This is a genomic window from Micromonospora sp. NPDC049081, assembly GCF_040648835.1.
Classification (GTDB): domain Bacteria; phylum Actinomycetota; class Actinomycetes; order Mycobacteriales; family Micromonosporaceae; genus Micromonospora; species Micromonospora antibiotica.
In genome coordinates this window covers 164091-182810 of sequence record NZ_JBEZEK010000002.1, presented here as the reverse complement: position 1 = coordinate 182810, position 18720 = coordinate 164091, and the positions used below count along the sequence as shown (strand labels likewise).

16 protein-coding genes and 1 pseudogene are annotated in these 18720 nt (G+C 72.0%); 9 read left to right on the top strand and 8 right to left on the bottom strand.

What is annotated here, in order from left to right; genetic code table 11:
• Nucleotides 1-112 precede the first annotated feature (112 nt).
• Complete coding sequence (locus AB0B63_RS04675) at nt 113-958, top strand: MBL fold metallo-hydrolase (protein ID WP_357014595.1); 846 nt, start codon at nt 113-115, stop codon at nt 956-958.
• 307 nt (nt 959-1265) lie between these two features.
• On the opposite strand, the gene mdh is transcribed toward AB0B63_RS04675, so the two are convergent.
• Both mdh and AB0B63_RS04665 read right to left on the bottom strand, forming a co-directional pair.
• Nucleotides 1266-2216, bottom strand: a complete 951-nt coding sequence (mdh, locus tag AB0B63_RS04670) for a malate dehydrogenase (RefSeq protein WP_219464661.1) — start codon at nt 2214-2216, stop codon at nt 1266-1268.
• 534 nt (nt 2217-2750) lie between these two features.
• Nucleotides 2751-3611, bottom strand: a complete 861-nt coding sequence (locus AB0B63_RS04665) for a bifunctional methylenetetrahydrofolate dehydrogenase/methenyltetrahydrofolate cyclohydrolase (RefSeq protein ID WP_208567994.1) — start codon at nt 3609-3611, stop codon at nt 2751-2753.
• Between the two features lie 417 nt (nt 3612-4028).
• Here AB0B63_RS04665 and AB0B63_RS04660 point away from each other — a divergent pair, with 417 nt between their 5' ends.
• The 5 genes from AB0B63_RS04660 (at nt 4029) to AB0B63_RS04640 (ending at nt 9986) form a co-directional block, all read left to right on the top strand.
• Nucleotides 4029-5633 (top strand): ABC transporter substrate-binding protein, encoded by a 1605-nt coding sequence (locus tag AB0B63_RS04660; RefSeq protein WP_208567993.1) that lies wholly within the window; start codon nt 4029-4031, stop codon nt 5631-5633.
• A gap of 214 nt (nt 5634-5847) precedes the next feature.
• Nucleotides 5848-6786 (top strand): ABC transporter permease, encoded by a 939-nt coding sequence (locus AB0B63_RS04655; protein WP_208567992.1) that lies wholly within the window; start codon nt 5848-5850, stop codon nt 6784-6786.
• Nucleotides 6787-6804: 18 nt separating this feature from the next.
• Nucleotides 6805-7761 (top strand): ABC transporter permease, encoded by a 957-nt coding sequence (locus AB0B63_RS04650; RefSeq protein WP_357014591.1) that lies wholly within the window; start codon nt 6805-6807, stop codon nt 7759-7761.
• A 166-nt stretch (nt 7762-7927) separates the two neighbouring features.
• Complete coding sequence (locus AB0B63_RS04645) at nt 7928-8965, top strand: ABC transporter ATP-binding protein (RefSeq protein WP_357014589.1); 1038 nt, start codon at nt 7928-7930, stop codon at nt 8963-8965.
• Nucleotides 8949-9986, top strand: coding sequence for a dipeptide ABC transporter ATP-binding protein (locus AB0B63_RS04640; protein WP_208567989.1), 1038 nt, complete (start codon nt 8949-8951; stop codon nt 9984-9986). The genes AB0B63_RS04645 and AB0B63_RS04640 overlap by 17 nt, the downstream gene beginning before the upstream one ends.
• 149 nt (nt 9987-10135) lie before the next feature.
• Here AB0B63_RS04640 and purH read toward each other — a convergent pair whose 3' ends face one another.
• A complete protein-coding gene (gene purH / locus AB0B63_RS04635; protein ID WP_208567988.1) occupies nt 10136-11707 on the bottom strand; it encodes a bifunctional phosphoribosylaminoimidazolecarboxamide formyltransferase/IMP cyclohydrolase in 1572 nt (523 codons plus the stop codon).
• Nucleotides 11704-12324: a phosphoribosylglycinamide formyltransferase gene (gene purN / locus AB0B63_RS04630; RefSeq protein WP_357014586.1), complete on the bottom strand. Its 621-nt coding sequence runs from the start codon at nt 12322-12324 to the stop codon at nt 11704-11706. Before purN ends, purH begins: the two co-directional genes overlap by 4 nt.
• 185 nt (nt 12325-12509) lie before the next feature.
• On the opposite strand from purN, the gene AB0B63_RS04625 reads away from it, so the two are divergent.
• On the top strand, nt 12510-12806 hold the full coding sequence (locus AB0B63_RS04625) for a CD225/dispanin family protein (protein ID WP_208567986.1): 297 nt from the start codon (nt 12510-12512) through the stop codon (nt 12804-12806).
• 26 nt (nt 12807-12832) lie between these two features.
• Entirely contained in the window at nt 12833-13447 is a 615-nt protein-coding gene (locus AB0B63_RS04620; protein ID WP_208567985.1) for a DUF4190 domain-containing protein, read from the top strand.
• 397 nt (nt 13448-13844) lie between these two features.
• Here AB0B63_RS04620 and AB0B63_RS04615 read toward each other — a convergent pair.
• Nucleotides 13845-15119: pseudogene (locus tag AB0B63_RS04615) on the bottom strand (DUF6350 family protein); the annotation flags it as partial.
• A 156-nt stretch (nt 15120-15275) separates the two neighbouring features.
• Between AB0B63_RS04615 and AB0B63_RS04610 the strand changes: the two are divergent.
• Entirely contained in the window at nt 15276-15533 is a 258-nt protein-coding gene (locus tag AB0B63_RS04610; protein WP_208567984.1) for a hypothetical protein, read from the top strand.
• 69 nt (nt 15534-15602) lie between these two features.
• Here AB0B63_RS04610 and sucD read toward each other — a convergent pair whose 3' ends face one another.
• The 3 genes from sucD to AB0B63_RS04595 form a co-directional block, all read right to left on the bottom strand.
• The gene (gene sucD, locus AB0B63_RS04605) at nt 15603-16490 is read right to left on the bottom strand and encodes a succinate--CoA ligase subunit alpha (protein WP_208567983.1); all 888 of its coding nucleotides are present in this window, start codon (nt 16488-16490) and stop codon (nt 15603-15605) included.
• Between the two features lie 2 nt (nt 16491-16492).
• A complete protein-coding gene (gene sucC, locus AB0B63_RS04600; RefSeq protein ID WP_208567982.1) occupies nt 16493-17671 on the bottom strand; it encodes an ADP-forming succinate--CoA ligase subunit beta in 1179 nt (392 codons plus the stop codon).
• A gap of 569 nt (nt 17672-18240) precedes the next feature.
• Complete coding sequence (locus AB0B63_RS04595; RefSeq protein ID WP_208567981.1) at nt 18241-18645, bottom strand: cobalamin B12-binding domain-containing protein; 405 nt, start codon at nt 18643-18645, stop codon at nt 18241-18243.
• Between the last annotated feature and the right edge of the window lie 75 nt (nt 18646-18720).

The following is an 18720-nucleotide window of genomic DNA, read 5'->3' as shown; positions in this document are numbered from 1 at the left end:
CAGTACGAGCGTACTGGAAACCGGTTCACGGCACCGAGCCGGCCTCGACCCGGCGGCCCCGGACGGCCAAAATCACCGCGTGGGCCGGGGCGGACCCTGGCACCATCACCGGATGCCACTGAGCCGCACCCTCGGGTCTATCACGGTCACCGCCCTCACCGACGGTGAGGGACCGTTCTTCCAGCCCCGGACGCAGGCATTCCCCGGAGCCACCGCCGCACACTGGCGCGAGGCGGACCGGCGCGAACCCGGTTCGGTCACCGACGACGGCGGCTGGTGGCTGCCGTTCCGCGCCTTCGCGCTGCGCGTCGGGGACGGGCCGGTGACCCTGATCGACGCCGGCATCGGACCAGCCGACTCGCCCGCCGCGAGCTGGGCACCGGTCCCCGGCCGACTGCCGGCCGAACTGGCCGCCGCCGGCATCGACCCGGCCGACGTACACACCGTGATCCTCACCCACCTGCACAGCGACCACATCGGCTGGGCGGTGACCGGCACCCCGGGCCGGCCCTACTTCCGCAACGCGACCTACCTGCTCCAGCGGGCCGAACTGGCCGCCGTGGAGAGCATCAACCCGGGACTGCCGGCCGGTCTGATCGCGCCGTTGCGCGCCGCCGGCCAGCTCCGCGTGGTCGACGGCGACACCACCCTCACCCCCGGGGTACGCCTGCTGCCCACCCCCGGGCACACCCCCGGCCACCAGTGCGTGCTGGTCGACACCGGCGACGACCGGATCCTGTTCACCGGCGACCTGCTGGTGCACGTGGTGCAGCTGATCAACCCGGAGCTGGCCTACGCCCACGAGGCGGACCCGACCACCGCCCGGGACTCCCGCACCACCCTGCTCGACCAGCTCGCCACCACCTCCACCCCCACCCTCCTGGCCACCCCCCACCTCACCGCCCCCTTCACCCCCCACCCGCCCACCCCGCCCGCCCCCACGCCACCCAGACGCTGATCGGAGCCACCCCGCCCCACGCCCCCACCCCGCACCCCTCCCCTCCCGCCCGCCCCGCCTCGCCCCGCCCCGGTGATCAAGAGGTTTCGGTCATGCCGGGGCGATTTCCTGACCCAAACCTCTTGATCACCACCGGAGCCGGGCACCCGTCGGCGGCGATCAAGAGGTTTGGGTCACGTCAGGGCGATTTCCTGACCCAAACCTCTTGATCACCGGGGCGGGGACCGGCGGGACGGGGCGGGGTGGGGACGGCGCAGGGGCGGGACGGCGGAAGCCGTCCCGCCCCTGCGGCGGATGGTTCAGCGGATCACATGCTGGCCACGTCGGCCTGCTTGGCGCGGACGGCCTCGGCGGCCTCCTTGAGGCTGGCCAGCTCGTCGGCGTCCAGGTCGGTCTCGACGACCCGCTTCACGCCCTCCGCGCCGATCTCGGCCTCGACGCCCAGGTAGACCCCGGAGATGCCGTACTCGCCGTCGACCCAGGCGCAGACCGGCATGACCGCGCCGGAGTCCTCGGCCACGGCCCGTGCCATCCGGGCGGCGGCGGCGGACGGGGCGTAGTACGCCGAACCGGTCTTGAGCAGCGCGACGACCTCGGCGCCACCGTTGCGGGTCTTGACGACCAGCTCCTCGATCTGCTCGGCGGGCATCGCGTCGCGCAGCGGCTTGCCGTTGACGGTGCTCTGCGACGGCACCGGGACCATGGTGTCGCCGTGCGAGCCGAGGGTCAGCGTCTTGACCGACTTCACCGGTACGTCGAGGGCCTCGGCGACGAAGTTGGTGAACCGGGCGCTGTCGAGCATGCCGGCCTGGCCGAGCACCCGGTTCTTGGGGAACTGGGTGGCGAGCTGGGCGAGCGCGGTCATCTCGTCGAGCGGGTTGGACACCACGATGACGACGGCGTTCGGGGCGTACTTGGCGACGTTCTCGGCGACCTGCCGCACGATCTTGGCGTTGGTCTCCAGCAGGTCCATCCGGCTCATGCCCGGCTTACGGGGCAGACCCGCGGTGATCACCACGACGTCCGAGCCCTCGATGGCCTCGTAGCCCTCGCCGTTGGGGCCGGTGGTGGCACCGACGACCTTGGTCTCGAAGCCCTCGATCGCGCGGGACTGGTTGAGGTCCAGCGCGAGACCCGCCGGCTTGCCCTCCACGATGTCGGTGATCACGACGGTGTCGAAGACGTCGTACTCGGCCAGGCGCTGTGCGGTGGTGGAGCCGTAGAACCCGGCCCCGACGACAGTGACCTTCTTACCCATGGTCGTCCCACTCCCCTGCTACCAGTCGGTTTTCCCGACCGTAACAGTCAACGTGGCACCGTTCGGGCCAGGGGCGGCGACCATCCCCGGGATGGGGCCAACGTCACCACCGCCCGGTTCCCGACGGGGTACGCGGTGGGCGGCGGCACCTGCGGCGGAGCGTCCCGGTAGCGCAGGCGTGCGCCACCGCCGCGCAGGGCAGACCACCCCGCCCAGCAGGGAACACCCGCCGCCGCGCTGGGGAGTCAACCGCCAAGCGGGGGAAGGCCGGCCACCCCAGCGGGACAACCGGCCGACCAGCGGGACAACCGGCGGCCGAGCAGAGGAGGTCAGCCGGCAGCGGGGAGTCAACCGCCGAGCGGGGAAAGCTGGCTGTCCAGCGGGACAGCTGGCCAGCGGCGAGCGCCTCGGTCCACATCCGGTTGCGGACCTGCCCCATGGTGCCCTAGCAGGGGAGGTCAGCCGGCAGGCGCGGCCAGCCGGCAGAGGAGGCCAGCCGGCAGCAGCGGGGGAGCCACAGCGCCGCAGGGGAGGTCAGCCGCGTTCGGCGCGTTCGACGACGTTGGTGAGCAGCATGGCCCGGGTCATCGGCCCGACGCCTCCCGGCATCGGCGCGAGCCGGGCGGCGACCTGGGCCACCTCCGGGTCCACGTCGCCGGTGTAGCGACCCTTGCCGTCGTCGCCGATCACCCGGGTGATGCCGACGTCGACCACCGTGGTGCCCGGGGTGACCATGTCGGCGGTGAGCAGACCGGGCACCCCGGCGGCGACGATGACGATGTCGGCGGCGCGGGTGTGGGCGGCGAGGTCGAGGGTGCCGGTGTGGCACAGGGTGACGGTCGCGTTCTCGCTGCGCCGGTTGAGCAGCAGGCCGAGCGGCCGGCCGACGGTGTTGCCCCGGCCGACCAGGGCGACGTTGGCACCGCGCAGCGGCACGTCGTACCGGCGGAGCAGCTCGACGATGCCGCGCGGGGTGCAGGGCAGTGGGCCGTCGTAGCCGAGCACCAGCCGGCCCAGGTTCACCGGGTGCAGGCCGTCGGCGTCCTTGTCGGGGTCGATCAGCTCCAGGGCCCGCTGGGTGTCGAGGTGCGCCGGCAGTGGCAGCTGGACGATGTAGCCGTGGCAGCCCGGGTCGGCGTTCAGCTCGGTGAGCACGTCGTCGAGCTGCTGCTGGGTGGCGTCGGCGGGCAGCTCCCGGCGGATCGAGGCGATGCCCACCTCGGCGCAGTCGCGGTGCTTGCCGTTGACGTACGCCTCCGAGCCGGGGTCCGCGCCGACCAGGACGGTGCCCAGGCCGGGGGTGACCCCTCGCTCGGCCAACGCCTTGACCCGTACCCGCAGTTCGTCCTTGATCTTGGCTGCGGTCGCCTTGCCGTCCAGGATGATCGCCGTCACGACCAGATCGTCTCACGGCCGGCGGACGGCGAGCCGGCGACGGGGCAGCCGTCACTTTAAGTTACGTGCCAATGGTCACTTTGTGTCACCCAAAGTGGGGCAGGCCACGACGTCGTGGCGGACGGAAGACCCCACATCGACTGCGGGCCGGACAGGCGACGCGTAATCCCCCACGGCGACCGCTAGACCATCCGCAGGCATCCGACGCCCTCTCCACGCCCATATTGAGCAGCTAAAATCGCTGCTCCCTGATATCAGGCGAGCAGAGCAACCGCAAGGCCATTGCCGGTGGTCCGTTATCCGTTCGCAACGCTTCCGTTGTCGTCGGGCCGATCCCGGCCTACCGTTGCCGGACGTTGCGCAGAGTCACCCAGCGCCGGGTCCGGCTGCGCTACGTAATGAGATGAGGAGACCCCCATGCGTGTGCGCAGGCTTGCTGCCTGGACCGCTCTCCCGCTCGCGGTGACCCTGGGCCTGGCGGCCTGCGGCTCGGGCGGCGGCAGCGGAACCGGTCAGTCCGACCCCAACGCGGCCGTGCGGATCGAGATCGCCGAGCCGCAGCACCTGGTGCCGACCAACACCAACGAGACCAGCGGTTCGCAGGTGCTCGCCGCCCTGTTCAGCCCGCTGGTCGACTACGACGAGGCCAACAAGCCCTACGAGGTGGCGGCCGAGTCGGTCACCTCGTCGGACAACAGGGTCTGGACGGTCAAGCTCAAGGACGGCTACACCTTCCACAACGGCGAGAAGGTCACCGCCGACAACTACCTCGACGCCTGGAACTACGGCGCGTACGCCCCCAACGGGCAGAACTCCAGCTACTTCTTCGAGAAGATCGCCGGGTACGCCGACCTGCAGGGCGACAAGCCGGCCGCCGAGCGGCTGTCCGGGCTGAAGAAGGTCGACGACCTGACCTTCACCGTCACGCTGACCGAGCCGTACAGCGAGTTCAAGACGATGCTCGGGTACACCGCCTTCTACCCGCTGCCGAAGGCCGCCTTCTCGGGGCCCGGCACGCTGAAGGAGGGCTACGAGCAGGCCCCGATCGGGCAGGGCCCGTTCCGGATGAAGGGCTCCTGGCAGCACGACGCCAAGGTCGAGGTGGAGCGCTACGACGCCTTCCCCGGCGAGCAGCCGAAGGTGGGTGGGGTCGAGTTCCGGATCTACCAGCAGCCCACCGCCGCGTACGCGGACGTGCTGTCGGACAACCTCGACGTGATCAAGACGATCCCGACCGAGAACCTGTCGACCGCCGCGACCGACCTGGGCGACCGGTTCCAGCAGAGCCCGGCGTCGTCGTTGCAGGTGCTGGCCTTCCCGACCTTCCAGAAGGAGTTCAGCAAGCCCGAGGTGCGCAAGGCCATCTCGATGGCGATCGACCGGGACGAGATCACCAAGTCGATCTTCAAGGACTCGCAGCAGCCGGCCCGCTCGTTCGTCTCGCCGGTGGTCGCGGGCTACCGGGAGAACACCATCGGCGCGGCCGGCGAGTTCGATCCGGCCAAGGCGAAGTCGGCGTACGAGGCGGCCGGCGGCCCGAAGAAGATCGAGCTGTCGTACAACGGCGACGGCGGGCACAAGGACTGGATCGACGCGACCTGCAACCAGCTCAAGGCCAACCTGGGCGTGGAGTGCGTCGGCACCGCCGAGCCCAAGTTCGCCGACCTGCTGACCAAGGTCAAGGCGAAGCAGCCGGTGGGGCTGTTCCGGATGGGCTGGGTGATGGACTACCCGTCGATGGAGAACTACCTCGGCCCGCTGTACAGCACGAACGGTTCGTCGAACTACTACGGCTACAGCAACCCGGAGTTCGACAAGCTGCTCGTCGAGGGCGCCAAGGCCCCGAACGAGGAGGCCGCGATCGCGAAGTACCAGGCGGCGGAGGACCTGCTGGCCAAGGACCTGCCGGTGATCCCGCTGCGCTACGGCCAGAACAACTTCGGCCACTCGACCAAGGTGAAGAACGTCCAGATGGACCTCTTCGACCGGATCGACCTGCTGAAGATCGAGGCGGTCAGCTAGTCCGGGCGGCACGAACGGCCGCCGGCAGGTGAAGGGGCGTCGGCCGCGAACGGCCGCCGGCAGATGAAGGCGCGGCGGCGGCGAACGGCCGACCGGCACGTGCAGGGTACGTCGGCGGCAACGGGGCCGCCGACGGGAGCAACGGGTCGGGTCATCGGTGGACGGTGGCCCGACCCGCCTCCGTCCCCGCCCCTTATCAGCAAGACTGCACAGTATGTTCCGCTTCGTTCTGCGGCGTCTGCTCCAGATGGTCCTCGCCTTCTTCGGGACCACGCTGATCGTGTACGCCCTGATGTTCGCCGGCCAGGGCGACCCGATCCAGGCGCTGGCCGGCGAACGGCCGGTCACCCCGGCCCAGCGGGCGTACCTCACGGAGAAGTTCCACCTCGACCGGACCGGGATCGGCGGCTTCTTCTACCGCTACCTCGACTACCTCAAGAACCTGCTCCAGGGTGACCTCGGCCAGTCACTGACCGGCCGGTCGATCGGGGACATCCTCGCCGCCGCCTGGCCGGTCACCGTCAAGCTGGCCGTGATCGCGATGGCCGTGACGATCCTGTTCGGGGTCACCGCCGGGGTGCTCGCCGGCATCCGTCGGGCCAGCCTCTTCGACAACGCCACGCTGGTGCTGACCCTGCTGGTGCTGGGCATCCCCACCATCGTGCTGGCCCCGCTCGCGCAGTACCTGCTCGGCGTCCGCTGGCCGATCTTCCCCCCGACCGCCGGCGCCGACCCCGACCTGTGGGCCCTGCTGCTGCCCGGCATCGTGCTCGGCTCGCTGTCGCTGGCCACCGCGCTGCGGCTGACCCGGACCTCGGTCGCCGAGAACCTGCGCGCCGACTACGTCCGCACCGCCCGGTCGAAGGGGCTGGTCCGGCGGCGGATCATCGGGGTGCACGTACTGCGTAACTCGCTCATCCCCGTGATCACCTTCCTCGGCGTCGAGCTGGGCAACCTGATGAGCGGCGCGATCATCACCGAGGGCGTGTTCAACATCCCGGGGGTGGGCTTCAACCTGTTCCGGGGCATCCGCACCGAGGACGGCCCGCTGGTGGTGGGCATCGTCAGCGTGCTCGTCGTCGTCTACCTCGTCGCCAACCTGGTGGTGGACGTCCTGTACGCCGTACTCGATCCAAGGATCCGCTATGAGTGAGCGCGACGAGGTACGGGCATGAGCGACTTCGAGACGGTGGCGGCGACGGAGGACCAGTCCGCCCGCCGGGGGGTCTCCGGTGAGCCCGGCACCCCCGACCGGGTCGGCGTACCGCAGAAACCCCGCAGCCTGGCCGGGGACGCCTGGCGTGAGCTGCGCCGCAAGCCGGTCTTCTGGATAAGTCTGGTGCTGGTCGTGCTGGTCGCCGCGATGGCCGCCGTGCCGTCGCTGTTCACCGCCAACGACCCGCGCGACTGCGTGCTGTCCCGCCAGCACGCCGGGGCGTCCGGCGGGGCCATCTTCGGGTACGACTTCCAGGGCTGCGACACGTACGCCCGGGCGGTCTACGGGGCCCGCGCCTCGCTGCTGGTGGGCGCGCTCTCCGCGCTGCTCACCGGGATCATCGCGCTGGTCGTCGGGATGGTGGCCGGCTACTTCGGCCGCTGGGTCGACGCGGTGCTCTCCCGGGTGATCGACATCGTGCTCGGCATCCCGCTGCTGCTCGCCGCGATCGTGCTGCTCAAGCGGGTCAGCACCAGCAGCGACACGGTCCGGCTGTTCGCGGTGATCTTCGTGTTGGCGGTGCTCGGTTGGACCACCGCCGCCCGGGTGGTGCGCTCCTCGGTGATCACCGCCAAGGAGCAGGACTACGTCGCCGCCGCCCGGATGCTCGGCGCGGGCGACGGCCGGATCATGTGGCGGCACATCCTGCCCAACGCGCTCGCCCCGGCGATCGTGGTGCTGACCATCGCGCTCGGTTCGTTCATCGCCGCCGAGGCGACCCTGAGCTTCCTGGGCATCGGACTGAAGGCGCCCACCATCTCCTGGGGCATCGAGATCGACGCCGGCCGGGTGCACATGCGCGAGTCGGCGACCCCGCTGGTCGTCCCGTCCGCCTTCCTCGCGCTGACCGTGCTGGCCTTCATCATGCTGGGCGACGCGATCCGCGACGCCTTCGACCCGAAGCTGCGGTGAGCACCGTGCCGGCCACAGCGCCCCCACCCCGCACGCCCGCAACGGGCCCGGCACCCACGCCCCGCACGCCCGTGCCGGCCACAGCGCCCCCGCCCGCAACGGGCCCGGCGCCCACGCCCCGCACGCCCGCAGCGGGTCCCGCAGTCGCGAGCGAGAGGCAGATCCGGTGACCGAGTCCGCGGTCCGGCCCACGCCGGCCTCACCCACCCCGCCCGGCGGTCACCTGCTGGAGGTACGGGACCTGCACGTCGAGTTCCGCACCGGCGAGGGGGTGGCCAAGGTGATCAACGGGGTCTCCTACCACCTGGACCCGGGCGAGACGCTGGCCGTGCTCGGTGAGTCCGGCTCCGGCAAGTCGGTCACCGCCCAGGCGGTCATGGGCATCCTGGACACCCCACCCGCGGTGATCCGTTCCGGGCAGATCCGCTACCGGGGCCGCGATCTGCTCACCCTGCCCGAGGAGCAACGCCGGCAGGTACGCGGCAAGGAGATCGCGATGATCTTCCAGGACGCCCTGTCGGCGTTGAACCCGGTCTTCCCGGTCGGCTGGCAGATCGGCGAGACGCTGCGGCACCGGGACGGGATGTCCCGCGCCGACGCCCGACGGCGGACCGTCGAACTGATGGACCTCGTACGCATCCCCGGGGCGGCCGGGCGGCTCGGCGACCACCCGCACCAGTTCTCCGGCGGGATGCGGCAACGCGTCATGATCGCCATGGCGCTGGCGCTGGACCCGAAGGTGCTGATCGCCGACGAACCGACCACCGCCCTCGACGTCACCGTGCAGGCCCAGATCATGGACCTGCTGGCCGACCTGCGGCGCGACCTCGACATGGCGATGATCCTGATCACCCACGACCTGGGGGTGGTGGCCGGCGTCGCGGACCGGATCGCCGTCATGTACGCCGGCCGGATCGTCGAGCACGCCGACGTCCACGCGTTGTACCGGGCACCGGCCCACCCGTACACCAAGGGGTTGCTGGCCTCGATTCCCCGGCTGGACGTGCGCGGCCGGGAGCTGGCCACGATCCGGGGACTGCCACCGAACCTGATGCGGATCCCCACCGGCTGCCCGTTCCACCCCCGATGCCCGTACGTGCAGCAGGTCTGCGTGGACGTGGTGCCGGACGACCTGGTCCTCGCCGACGGCCGGACCAGCGCGTGCCACTTCGCGCAGGAGGTCCACGATGACCGCGCCCGCTAGCCCGGCCAAGGTCCGGGGCGAGACCATCCTCGCCGTCGACGACCTGGTCAAACACTTCCCGATCACCCGGGGCGTGCTCTTCCAACGGCAGGTCGGCGCGGTCCGGGCGGTCGACGGGGTCAGTTTCGTGCTGCGCCGGGGCGAGACACTCGGCATCGTCGGCGAGTCCGGCTGCGGCAAGTCGACCCTCGCCCGGCTGCTGATGCGGCTGGAGACGCCGACCTCCGGCCGGGCCACCCTGGAGGGCCGCGACCTGCTCTCCGCCTCCGGGGGCGAACTGCGCCGGCTGCGGCGCAACATGCAGATGGTGATGCAGGACCCGTACACCTCGCTGAACCCCCGGATGACGGTGGGCGACATCATCGGCGAGCCGTTCGACATCCACCCCGACGCCGCACCCAAGGGCAGCAAACGCGGCCGGGTGCAGGAGTTGCTGGACCTGGTCGGGCTGAACCCCGAGCACGTCAACCGCTACCCGCACCAGTTCTCCGGCGGTCAGCGGCAACGCATCGGCATCGCCCGGGCGCTCGCCCTGCGCCCCGAGGTGATCGTCTGCGACGAGCCGGTCTCCGCCCTGGACGTCTCGATCCAGGCCCAGGTCATCAACCTGTTGGGGCAACTCCAGGACGAGCTGGGCCTGTCGTACGTGTTCATCGCGCACGACCTGTCGGTGGTCCGGCACATCTGCGACCGGGTGGCGGTGATGTACCTGGGCCGGATCGTCGAGATCGGCACCGAGGAGGAGATCTACGAACGGGCCACCCACCCGTACACCCAGGCGCTGCTGTCCGCGGTGCCGGTGCCCGACCCGGCTGCCCGCGACGCCACCGGCATCATCCGGCTGACCGGCGACGTGCCCAGCCCGGCCGACCCGCCGTCCGGCTGCCACTTCCGCACCCGCTGCTGGAAAGCCGAGGACATCTGCGCCCGGGAGGACCCGCCGACCGTCCCCCGGCCCGCCGACCCCCACCCCAGCGCCTGCCACTTCGCCGCCCTACGCGACCCGCCGGGCGGGGCCTGACCACCGGTCACCGCGCCGTGCGGACACCTACGGCCGAGCACACACCGGGTGCCGCTCGGCCGTATGTGATCACGCAGGCGGTACGCCGGGCCGGCCGGTGGCGGCCCGCCCGGCCGGGGTGGAGCAGCGGCCCGCCCGGCCGGGGTGGATCAGTGGAAGAAGTGCCGGGTGGCGGTGAGGTACATGGTGACGCCGGCCTGCTGGCAGGCGGCGATGGTGTCCTCGTCGCGGATCGACCCGCCGGGCTGGACGATCGCCTTCACCCCGGCGTCGATCAGGATCTGCGCGCCGTCGGCGAACGGGAAGAAGGCGTCCGAGGCGGCGACGGAACCCCGGGCCCGCTCCGCACCGGCCCGGCTGACCGCCAGCCGGGCCGAGTCGACCCGGTTGACCTGACCCATCCCCACCCCGACCGACGCGCCGTCGCGGGCCAGCAGGATCGCGTTGCTCTTCACCGCGCGGACCGCCCGCCAGGCCAGCACCAGGTCCCGCAGGGTCGCCTCGTCGGCGGCCTCGCCGGTGGCCAGCTTCCAGTTGGCCGGGTCGTCGCCCTCGGCGTCGATCCGGTCCCGCTGCTGCACGAGGACACCACCGGTGACCTGCCGCCACTCGGCCGGCAGCGGGGCGAAGGCCGGGGCGCGCAGCAGCCGGATGTTCTTCTTGCCCTGGAGGATCTCCACCGCGCCGGGCTCGAAGTCCGGTGCCACCAGCACCTCGGTGAAGATCTCCGCGACCTGCCCGGCCAGCTCCACCGAGACCGGCCGGTTGACGGCGATCACCCCGCCGAACGCGGAGACCGGGTCGCAGGCGTGGGCCTTGCGGTGCGCCTCGGCGACGTCCGCGCCGACGGCGATGCCGCACGGGTTGGCGTGCTTGATGACCGCCACCGCCGGCTGGTCGGGGAAGTCGTTCGCGGCCCGCCAGGCGGCGTCCGCGTCGACGTAGTTGTTGTAGGACATCTCCTTGCCGTGCAACTGCTCGGCCTGGGCCAGCCCCGGCGGGCTGCCCGGGTCGGCGTAGACGGCGGCGCCCTGGTGCGGGTTCTCGCCGTAGCGCAGCGTCGCCTGCCGGCGCAGGGCCAGCCCGGCGAAGTGCGGCCAGCCGTCCTCGGCGGGGGCGGCGGTGCCGGCGAACCAGTCGGCGACCGCGACGTCGTACTCGGCGATGTCGGCGAACGCGCGGGCCGCGAGCGCCCGCCGCTGGGCCAGCGTGAAACCGCCCTCGGCCAGCGCGGCGACCAGCGCCGGGTACGCGGCCGGGTCGGTCACCACGGCCACCGAGGCGTGGTTCTTGGCGGCGGCCCGGACCATCGCCGGCCCACCGATGTCGATCTGCTCGACGCACTCGTCCGCCGACGCGCCGGAGGCGACGGTCTCCTGGAACGGGTAGAGGTTGGAGACCAGGACGTCGATGCCGGCGATGCCGTGCTCGTCGAGCTGCGCGCCGTGCGAGTCCTTGCGCAGGTCGGCCAGGAGACCGCCGTGGATCTTGGGATGCAGGGTCTTGACCCGGCCGTCGAGGATCTCGGGGAAGCCGGTCACCTGCTCGACCGGGGTCACCGGCACGCCCGCGCCGGAGATCGTCGAGGCGGTGGAACCGGTCGAGACGATCTCCACCCCGGCCCCGTGCAACGCGCGGGCCAGCTCGACCAGACCACTCTTGTCGTAGACGCTGACCAGTGCCCGCCTGATCGGGCGGCGGGAGTCCTGCGGGGCACTCACGGAACGGTGACCTTTCTTCCGGTGATCGTCCAACCTGCACGGACCAGGCGACCGACCTGCTCGACGAGCTGGCGGCGCTCGGCTTGCTTGATGCGCTCGGTGAGCGTCTCCTCGTCGTCGTCGTCGAGGACCGGCACCGCGACCTGCGCGACGATCGGGCCGGTGTCCATCCCGGCGTCGACGAAGAAGAGGGTGGCCCCGGTGACCTTGACGCCGTAGGCGAGCGCGTCCCGGGGGCCGTGGATGCCGGGGAACGCCGGCAGCAGCGTGTTGTGCGTGTTGAGGTAGCGGTCGCCGAACGCCGCCAGGAACTGCGGCCCGACCAACTTCAGGAAACCGGCGGAGATCACCAGGTCGGGCCGGTGCTCGGCGACGTGCGCGGTGAGGGCCTTGTCCCAGTCGGCGCGGGTGGGGTGGTCCTTCACCCGGTCGACGAAGGTCGGCACCCCGGCGGCGGCGGCGCGGTCCAGCCCGACGATGCCGTCCCGGTCGGCACCGACGGCCACCACCCGGGCCCCGTAGCCGGGGTCGGCGGCGGCGTCCAGCAGCGCCTGGAGGTTGCTGCCGGAGCCGGAGACGAGGACGACGAGGCGGGCGACGGGCGCAGGCTCGGTCACCCGGCCACCCTAGCGGGCAGGTCGGCACGCCCATCCTGCGGGCGGCGACGTTTCGGGTGATCACGCGTGTCGCCCGGACACGGTACGCTGCCGGTCGCCCGGTGGCCGGGCCGCGCCCGCCACCGCACCCCATAGCCAATGATCAGGTACGGACGCCGTACCGACGTGAACGAGGAGTACCACAGATGCAGCCCGGCTACCCCAACCCGCAGCAGCCGATCAACAACAACATGACCCCGTCGATCGTGGCCATCTTCTTCTTCTGGCCGCTGGCGATCCCCGCCATCATCAACGCATCCAAGGTCAACCCGGCCCTGCAGCAGGGCGACTACGCGGGTGCCGAGGCCGCCGCCCGCGAGTCCAAGAAGTGGTCGAAGCTGGCCTTCATCATCGGTGGTGTGTGGCTCGTCATCGTGCTGCTGTGCTGCATCTTCGGTGGTGTGATGGGTGCGATCGACGGCAGCAGCACCAGCAGCTACTGACGGCCCACGACTGAGGAGCAGCCGAGATGCAGCCCGGAAACCCCGGCCACGACCCGTACGGCCAGCAGCCCCCGCACGATCCGTACGGGCAGCAGCCCGTCTCGGGCCAGCCGCAGGACCCGTACGCCGCGCCGCAGGCACCGTACGGGCAGCAACCGGCGGCACCGTACGGCGAGCAGCCCCAGTACGGACAGCCTCCGCAGTACGGGCAGCCCCCGCACGACCCGTACGGCCCCCAGCCCACCTCGGGCCAGCCGTACGAGCAGCCCTTCCAGCCGGACCCGTACGGCCAGCCCGTCCACAAGGACCCCTACGGGCAGCAGCCGTACGCCGCGGCGGCCTCCTATCCGGGGGCCGGCTATCCGGCGCCGCAGGGGCAGCAGAACACCCTCGGCCTGGTGTCGCTGATCCTCGGCATCGCGTCGCTTCCGCTGCTCTGCTGCCTCTTCCTGGGCATCCCGCTCGGCATCGGCGCGGTGATCACCGGTTGGCTGGGGATGCAGAAGGCCAACCAGGGTCTGGCCAGCAACGCCGGTCAGGCCAAGGCCGGCCTGATCTGCGGCGCGATCGCGGTCGGGCTCGGCATCCTGCTGCTGCTGCTCAACCTCATCGGCAGCTTCACGCTGCCCACCTCGCCCTGACCGGGCGCGACATCGAGGGGCGTCCCGGCACCGTCCGGGGCGCCCCTCGCCGTACACCGGCAGCACCGCGAGACCGGCGGGCCGGAACGAGACGGCCAGGCCAGACCGCCGGGCCGGAACGAGACGGCCGGCCCAGACCGCCGGGCCGGCACGAGACGGCGAGGTCGACCCGGCCAGGCCGGCCGGACCGCGCGGCCGGCAGCAGGGTGCGCGGCGCGGTGCAGCCGGCAGGAGCGGATGCTCAGTCGACGACCGGGCGGGGCGGCCGGTCGGCGGCTGATCGGGGGCGGTCCCGGCCCGTACGCGACCGGTCCTCGGCCGGGCCCGGCCGGTCCGCAGCCGGCCGGGGGCGGGTGACGGGCGACCGCGGCCGGGCGGGTGGGCGGGCCGACGACGGACGGTCGAGCACCTTGGCGGCAGCGGCCCCGAGCAGCGCGCCGACCGCGACCACGGCGGTGGCCACTGCCGCCACCTGCCACGGCACCGGGCCGATCTCGGCCAGCCGGCCGCCGCCGAGCGATCCGCCGGAGGCCACCGCGGCGAGCCCGACGACCAGGCCGACCACCGGCCCGGCGAGCGCCGCCGGGCCGAGCAGCGCCGGCCAGTCCGGCCCGGCCCGGTCGTCGGGGTCCGGGCGGAGCAGCCGGCGGCCGAGCAGCCAACCCGCCGTCATGCCGGCCAGCACCGGCACCGCCAGCAGCGCCGCACCGAGCCCGTCGACCGGGCCGCTGGGCAGGCCGGCGAGCAGCGGTACGGCCGGCAGCGATCCGACGGACACCTCGCTGAGGCGGATCGCCGTGCCGGTGCCGACGGCGAACCCGGGGCCGAGCAGGTAGGCGGTGGACCAGACGGTGGCGTTCGGTGCGTAGGCCAGGCTGACCAGGGTGATGCCGGCCTGCCCGGCCACCCCGGTCCGGTAGGCCCCGATCAGGTCGGCGGCGTCTCCCCCGCCGGTCGCCACCGCCAGGCCGGCCGCCACGGCACCCGCCCCGAGCAGCAGCAGAGCGGCGACCAGGCCGGTACGGACACCGTCGCGCAGCACCGCCGGCGCACGCTCGGCCAGCAGGCCGGCCACGCCGGTGGTGCGTGCCGCCCCGACCAGGGCCGCCACCGTGCCGAAGAGCAGCAGGGTCAGCCCGGACCGGACCGGGGAGACCCGCAGGCCGGTGCTGTCGACCAGCAGCGCGGCCAGGACGCCGAACAGGGCGTACCCGATGCCGACCGCGACGGCGACGGTGGCCGCCTGCCGGGGGGACCGGCCGCCGCGCGCGCCGACCGCCCGGCTGGCGTGCACCCCGGCCCGGCTCAGCCGCCAGCACGCGAACACCGAGAGCGCCAGCGGGACGAGGCCGATCGGGCCGGCGGTGGTCCCCAGCGGCACCCCGTGGCCGAGCAGCCAACCGGCGAGCCCGGCCCGCAGCGCACCGACCACCGAGCCGGCGTCCTCGGTGAACTGGGCCAGCCCGAGCACCACCGCCACCGGCAGATAGGAGGTGACGGCGGCACCGGCGGCGGCCACCCCGGCGGCGACCGGCAACGGCGCCCGGGAGCGTCCGGGCTGCTCCGGCCGACGGGGGGCGGGCACCCGGGCACCACCGGCACGGCCCGGCGGCCGGCCGCCGGCACGGGCACCGCTGGGACGGCGGGGCTGATCAGGGGTGATCGAGGACATCGGGTCTACTCTGGCACGCCGCGCCGGTGGTGGCTGCCCGCCGGGGCCGCCCGGCTCCGGCGAGTTCCGTGATCCACCGCCATGGGCCCCCGATCCGGTCTAGCCTCGGCGCAGGGACGCGACCGAAGTCGCGGCACCGATCGCCCGGAGGAAGCCGTGAATGCTCCGTACCCACCGCCACCGGCTGCGGCCGGGCGGGACCGCACCACGCTCTGGGGGGTGCTCGGCATCGTCCTCGGCCTGATCTGCTGCGGCATCCTGGGCATCGTCTTCGGTTACCTGTCGATCCGCGACGCCAAGCGGTACGGTCAGTCGCCGCTGCTCGGTTACCTGGCCATCGCGTTCGGCGTGATCAACATCATCGGCACCGCGATCTGGCGGGCCAGCGGGAACTACCCGCTCTGGAACAACTGAAGGGGCCGACCGTCTCCGGTCGCCCCCTTCAGCTGTGCATCGCTCGTTCGGGCTGGTGCAGCCCACGGCTCAGCGGCCGGACATCAGCTCCCGCATCAGCTTGGCGGTCTCGGTCGGGGTCTTGCCGACCTTGACCCCGACCGCCTCCAGCGCCTGCTGCTTGGCCTCGGCGGTGCCCGCCGAGCCGGAGATGATCGCGCCGGCGTGCCCCATGGTCTTGCCCGGGGGCGCGGTGAAGCCGGCGATGTAGCCGACCACCGGCTTGGTGACGTTGTCCTTGATGAAGTCGGCGGCCCGCTCCTCGGCGTCGCCGCCGATCTCGCCGATCATGACGATCGCGTCGGTCTCCGGGTCGGCCTCGAACGCGGCGAGCGCGTCGATGTGGGTGGTCCCGATGATCGGGTCGCCACCGATGCCGACGCAGGTGGAAAAGCCGATGTCGCGCAGCTCGTACATCATCTGGTAGGTCAGCGTGCCGCTCTTGCTGACCAGGCCGATCCGGCCGGAGCCGGTGATGTCGGCCGGGATGATGCCGGCGTTGGACGCGCCGGGCGAGGCGATGCCGGGGCAGTTCGGCCCGATGATCCGGGTCTGCTCCCCCTTGGCCACGTTGTACGCCCAGAACGAGGCGGTGTCGTGCACCGGCACGCCCTCGGTGATCACCACGGCGAGCGGGATCTGCGCGTCGATCGCCTCGACCACCGCGCCCTTGGTGAACTGCGGCGGTACGAAGATCACCGTGACGTCCGCCCCGGTCTCCCGCATCGCGTCCGCGACGGAGGCGAAGACCGGCAGCTCGGTGCCGTCGAAGTCGACGGTGGTGCCGGCCTTGCGCGGGTTGACCCCGCCGACGACGTTGGTGCCGGCGGCGAGCATCCGCCGGGTGTGCTTGGAACCCTCGGAACCGGTCATCCCCTGCACGATGACCTTGGACTCCTTGGTCAGCCAGATCGCCATCGTCAGACCCCCGCAGCTGCCAGCTCGGCGGCCCGCTCGGCCGCGCCGTCCATGGTGTCGACCCGCTGCACGAGCGGGTTGCCGGCGCCGTCGAGGATCGCCCGACCGGCCTCCGCGTTGTTGCCGTCAAGCCGGACGACGAGCGGCTTGGTGACCTTCTCGCCGCGTTCCTCCAGCAGGGCCAGCGCCTGGATGATGCCGTTGGCGACCTCGTCGCAGGCGGTGATGCCGCCGAAGACGTTGACGAAGACGCTGCGAACCGACGGGTCGGACAGCACGATCTCCAGACCGTTGGCCATCACCGCGGCGCTCGCGCCGCCGCCGATGTCGAGGAAGTTGGCCGGCTTGACGTTGCCGTGCCGCTCGCCCGCGTAGGCCACCACGTCGAGGGTGGACATGACCAGACCCGCGCCGTTGCCGATGATGCCGACCTCGCCGTCGAGCTTGACGTAGTTGAGGTCCTTCTCCTTGGCGGCCTGCTCCAGCGGGTCCACCGCGGCCTGGTCGACCAGCGCCTCGTGGTCCGGGTGCCGGAAACCGGCGTTCTCGTCCAGCGTGATCTTGGCGTCGAGCAGCAGCATCGTGCCGTCGCCCGTCTTGGCCAGCGGGTTCACCTCGACCAGGGTGGCGTCCTCGGCGACGAACGCCTTCCACAGCCCGACCGCGACCGCGACGACCTGGTCGGCGACCTCGGCCGGGAACCCGGCCGCGGCGACGATCTCCCGGGCCTTCGCCTCGTCCACGCCCTCGACCGCGTCGATCGGGGCCTTGACCACCTTGTCGGGGGTCTCGGCGGCGACCTGCTCGATGTCCATACCGCCGGCCACGCTGGCGATGCAGAGGAAGGTGCGGTTCGCCCGGTCGAGCAGGTAGGAGAAGTAGTACTCCTCGGCCACGTCCGCGGTCACCGTGATCATGACCTTGTGGACGGTGTGACCCTTGATGTCCATGCCGAGGATGTCGGTGGCCCTGGCCACCGTCTCGTCGGCGCCCTCGGCCAGCTTGACGCCGCCGGCCTTGCCACGGCCACCGACCTTCACCTGCGCCTTGACGACCACCCGACCGCCGAGGCGTTCGGCGATCGCGCGGGCCTCCTCCGGGGTCGTGGCGACGCCGCCGGCGAGCACGGGCAAGCCGTGCCGCTCGAACAGGTCCCGCCCCTGGTACTCGTACAGGTCCACGATTGCGCGTCCCGTCCCGTCTCCGCGGCGCGCCGTCGCGCCGCCGCCAGCGTTGTGAAACTCCGTTGACGCCTGTCATCAGTTGAAACAGGCCATTGGCCGCAGCCTAGCGAGGTGGGCACCGGCGGCAACCGAGCGGGTGCGCGGTGTGCGGTAATGCACAGCGCGCCGCCGGCGACTCGCCGGTGACACAAATTGGTCCACAGGTTGTCCCAAGCAACGCGTAACCCCACCGTACGGGCGTCGTTGAGTCTGATGTCGGAGCGCTGGTCAGCGCGAAGACGGGAGCGGCCGATGCCCTGTCGGTCGAGGGGTGGCGGCGGGGCATCGTGCATAGAAGGGCCGGGCGTGTGAGGGGTGCGTCCGGCCCTTCACCCTGCCCGGATTCGGATGACTCCCGATCCGCCGCCCCGGCCGGGCCACACCGCCCCCGGGGATCACACCACCGCCGGGATCACACCACCGCGGGGAGCACACCGCCGTCGGGGTCACGGCACGACGAAAACGGCGGCGACCGGAAACCGGCACACCACCGTCGGCGTACGAAGGGGTGCGGCGCACCCGGGTGGTCAGCCCACCGGCTGGGCCACGTTGGCCCGTACCCACTCCACGATCGACTGGGTGGTCGCACCCGGCGTGAAGATCTTCTTGACGCCCAGCTCCACCAGCTCGGGGAGATCGGCGTCGGGGATGATGCCGCCGCCGAAGACGACGATGTCCCGCGCGTCCCGCTCGGCGAGCAGCTCCAGCACCCGGCGGAAGAGCGTCATGTGCGCACCGGAGAGCACCGAGAGGCCGACCGCGTCGGCGTCCTCCTGGATGGCGGTCTCGACGATCTGCTCCGGGGTCTGGTGCAGGCCGGTGTAGATGACCTCCATGCCCGCGTCACGCAGCGCACGCGCCACCACCTTCGCGCCCCGGTCGTGGCCGTCGAGGCCCGGCTTCGCGACGACTACCCGGATACGAGAGTTCATCAGCGCACACCCTTCACGGCTCCGCGGCTACCAGCTGAACGAACGGTAACCCGACCGACCCGGGGTGGAGAACCC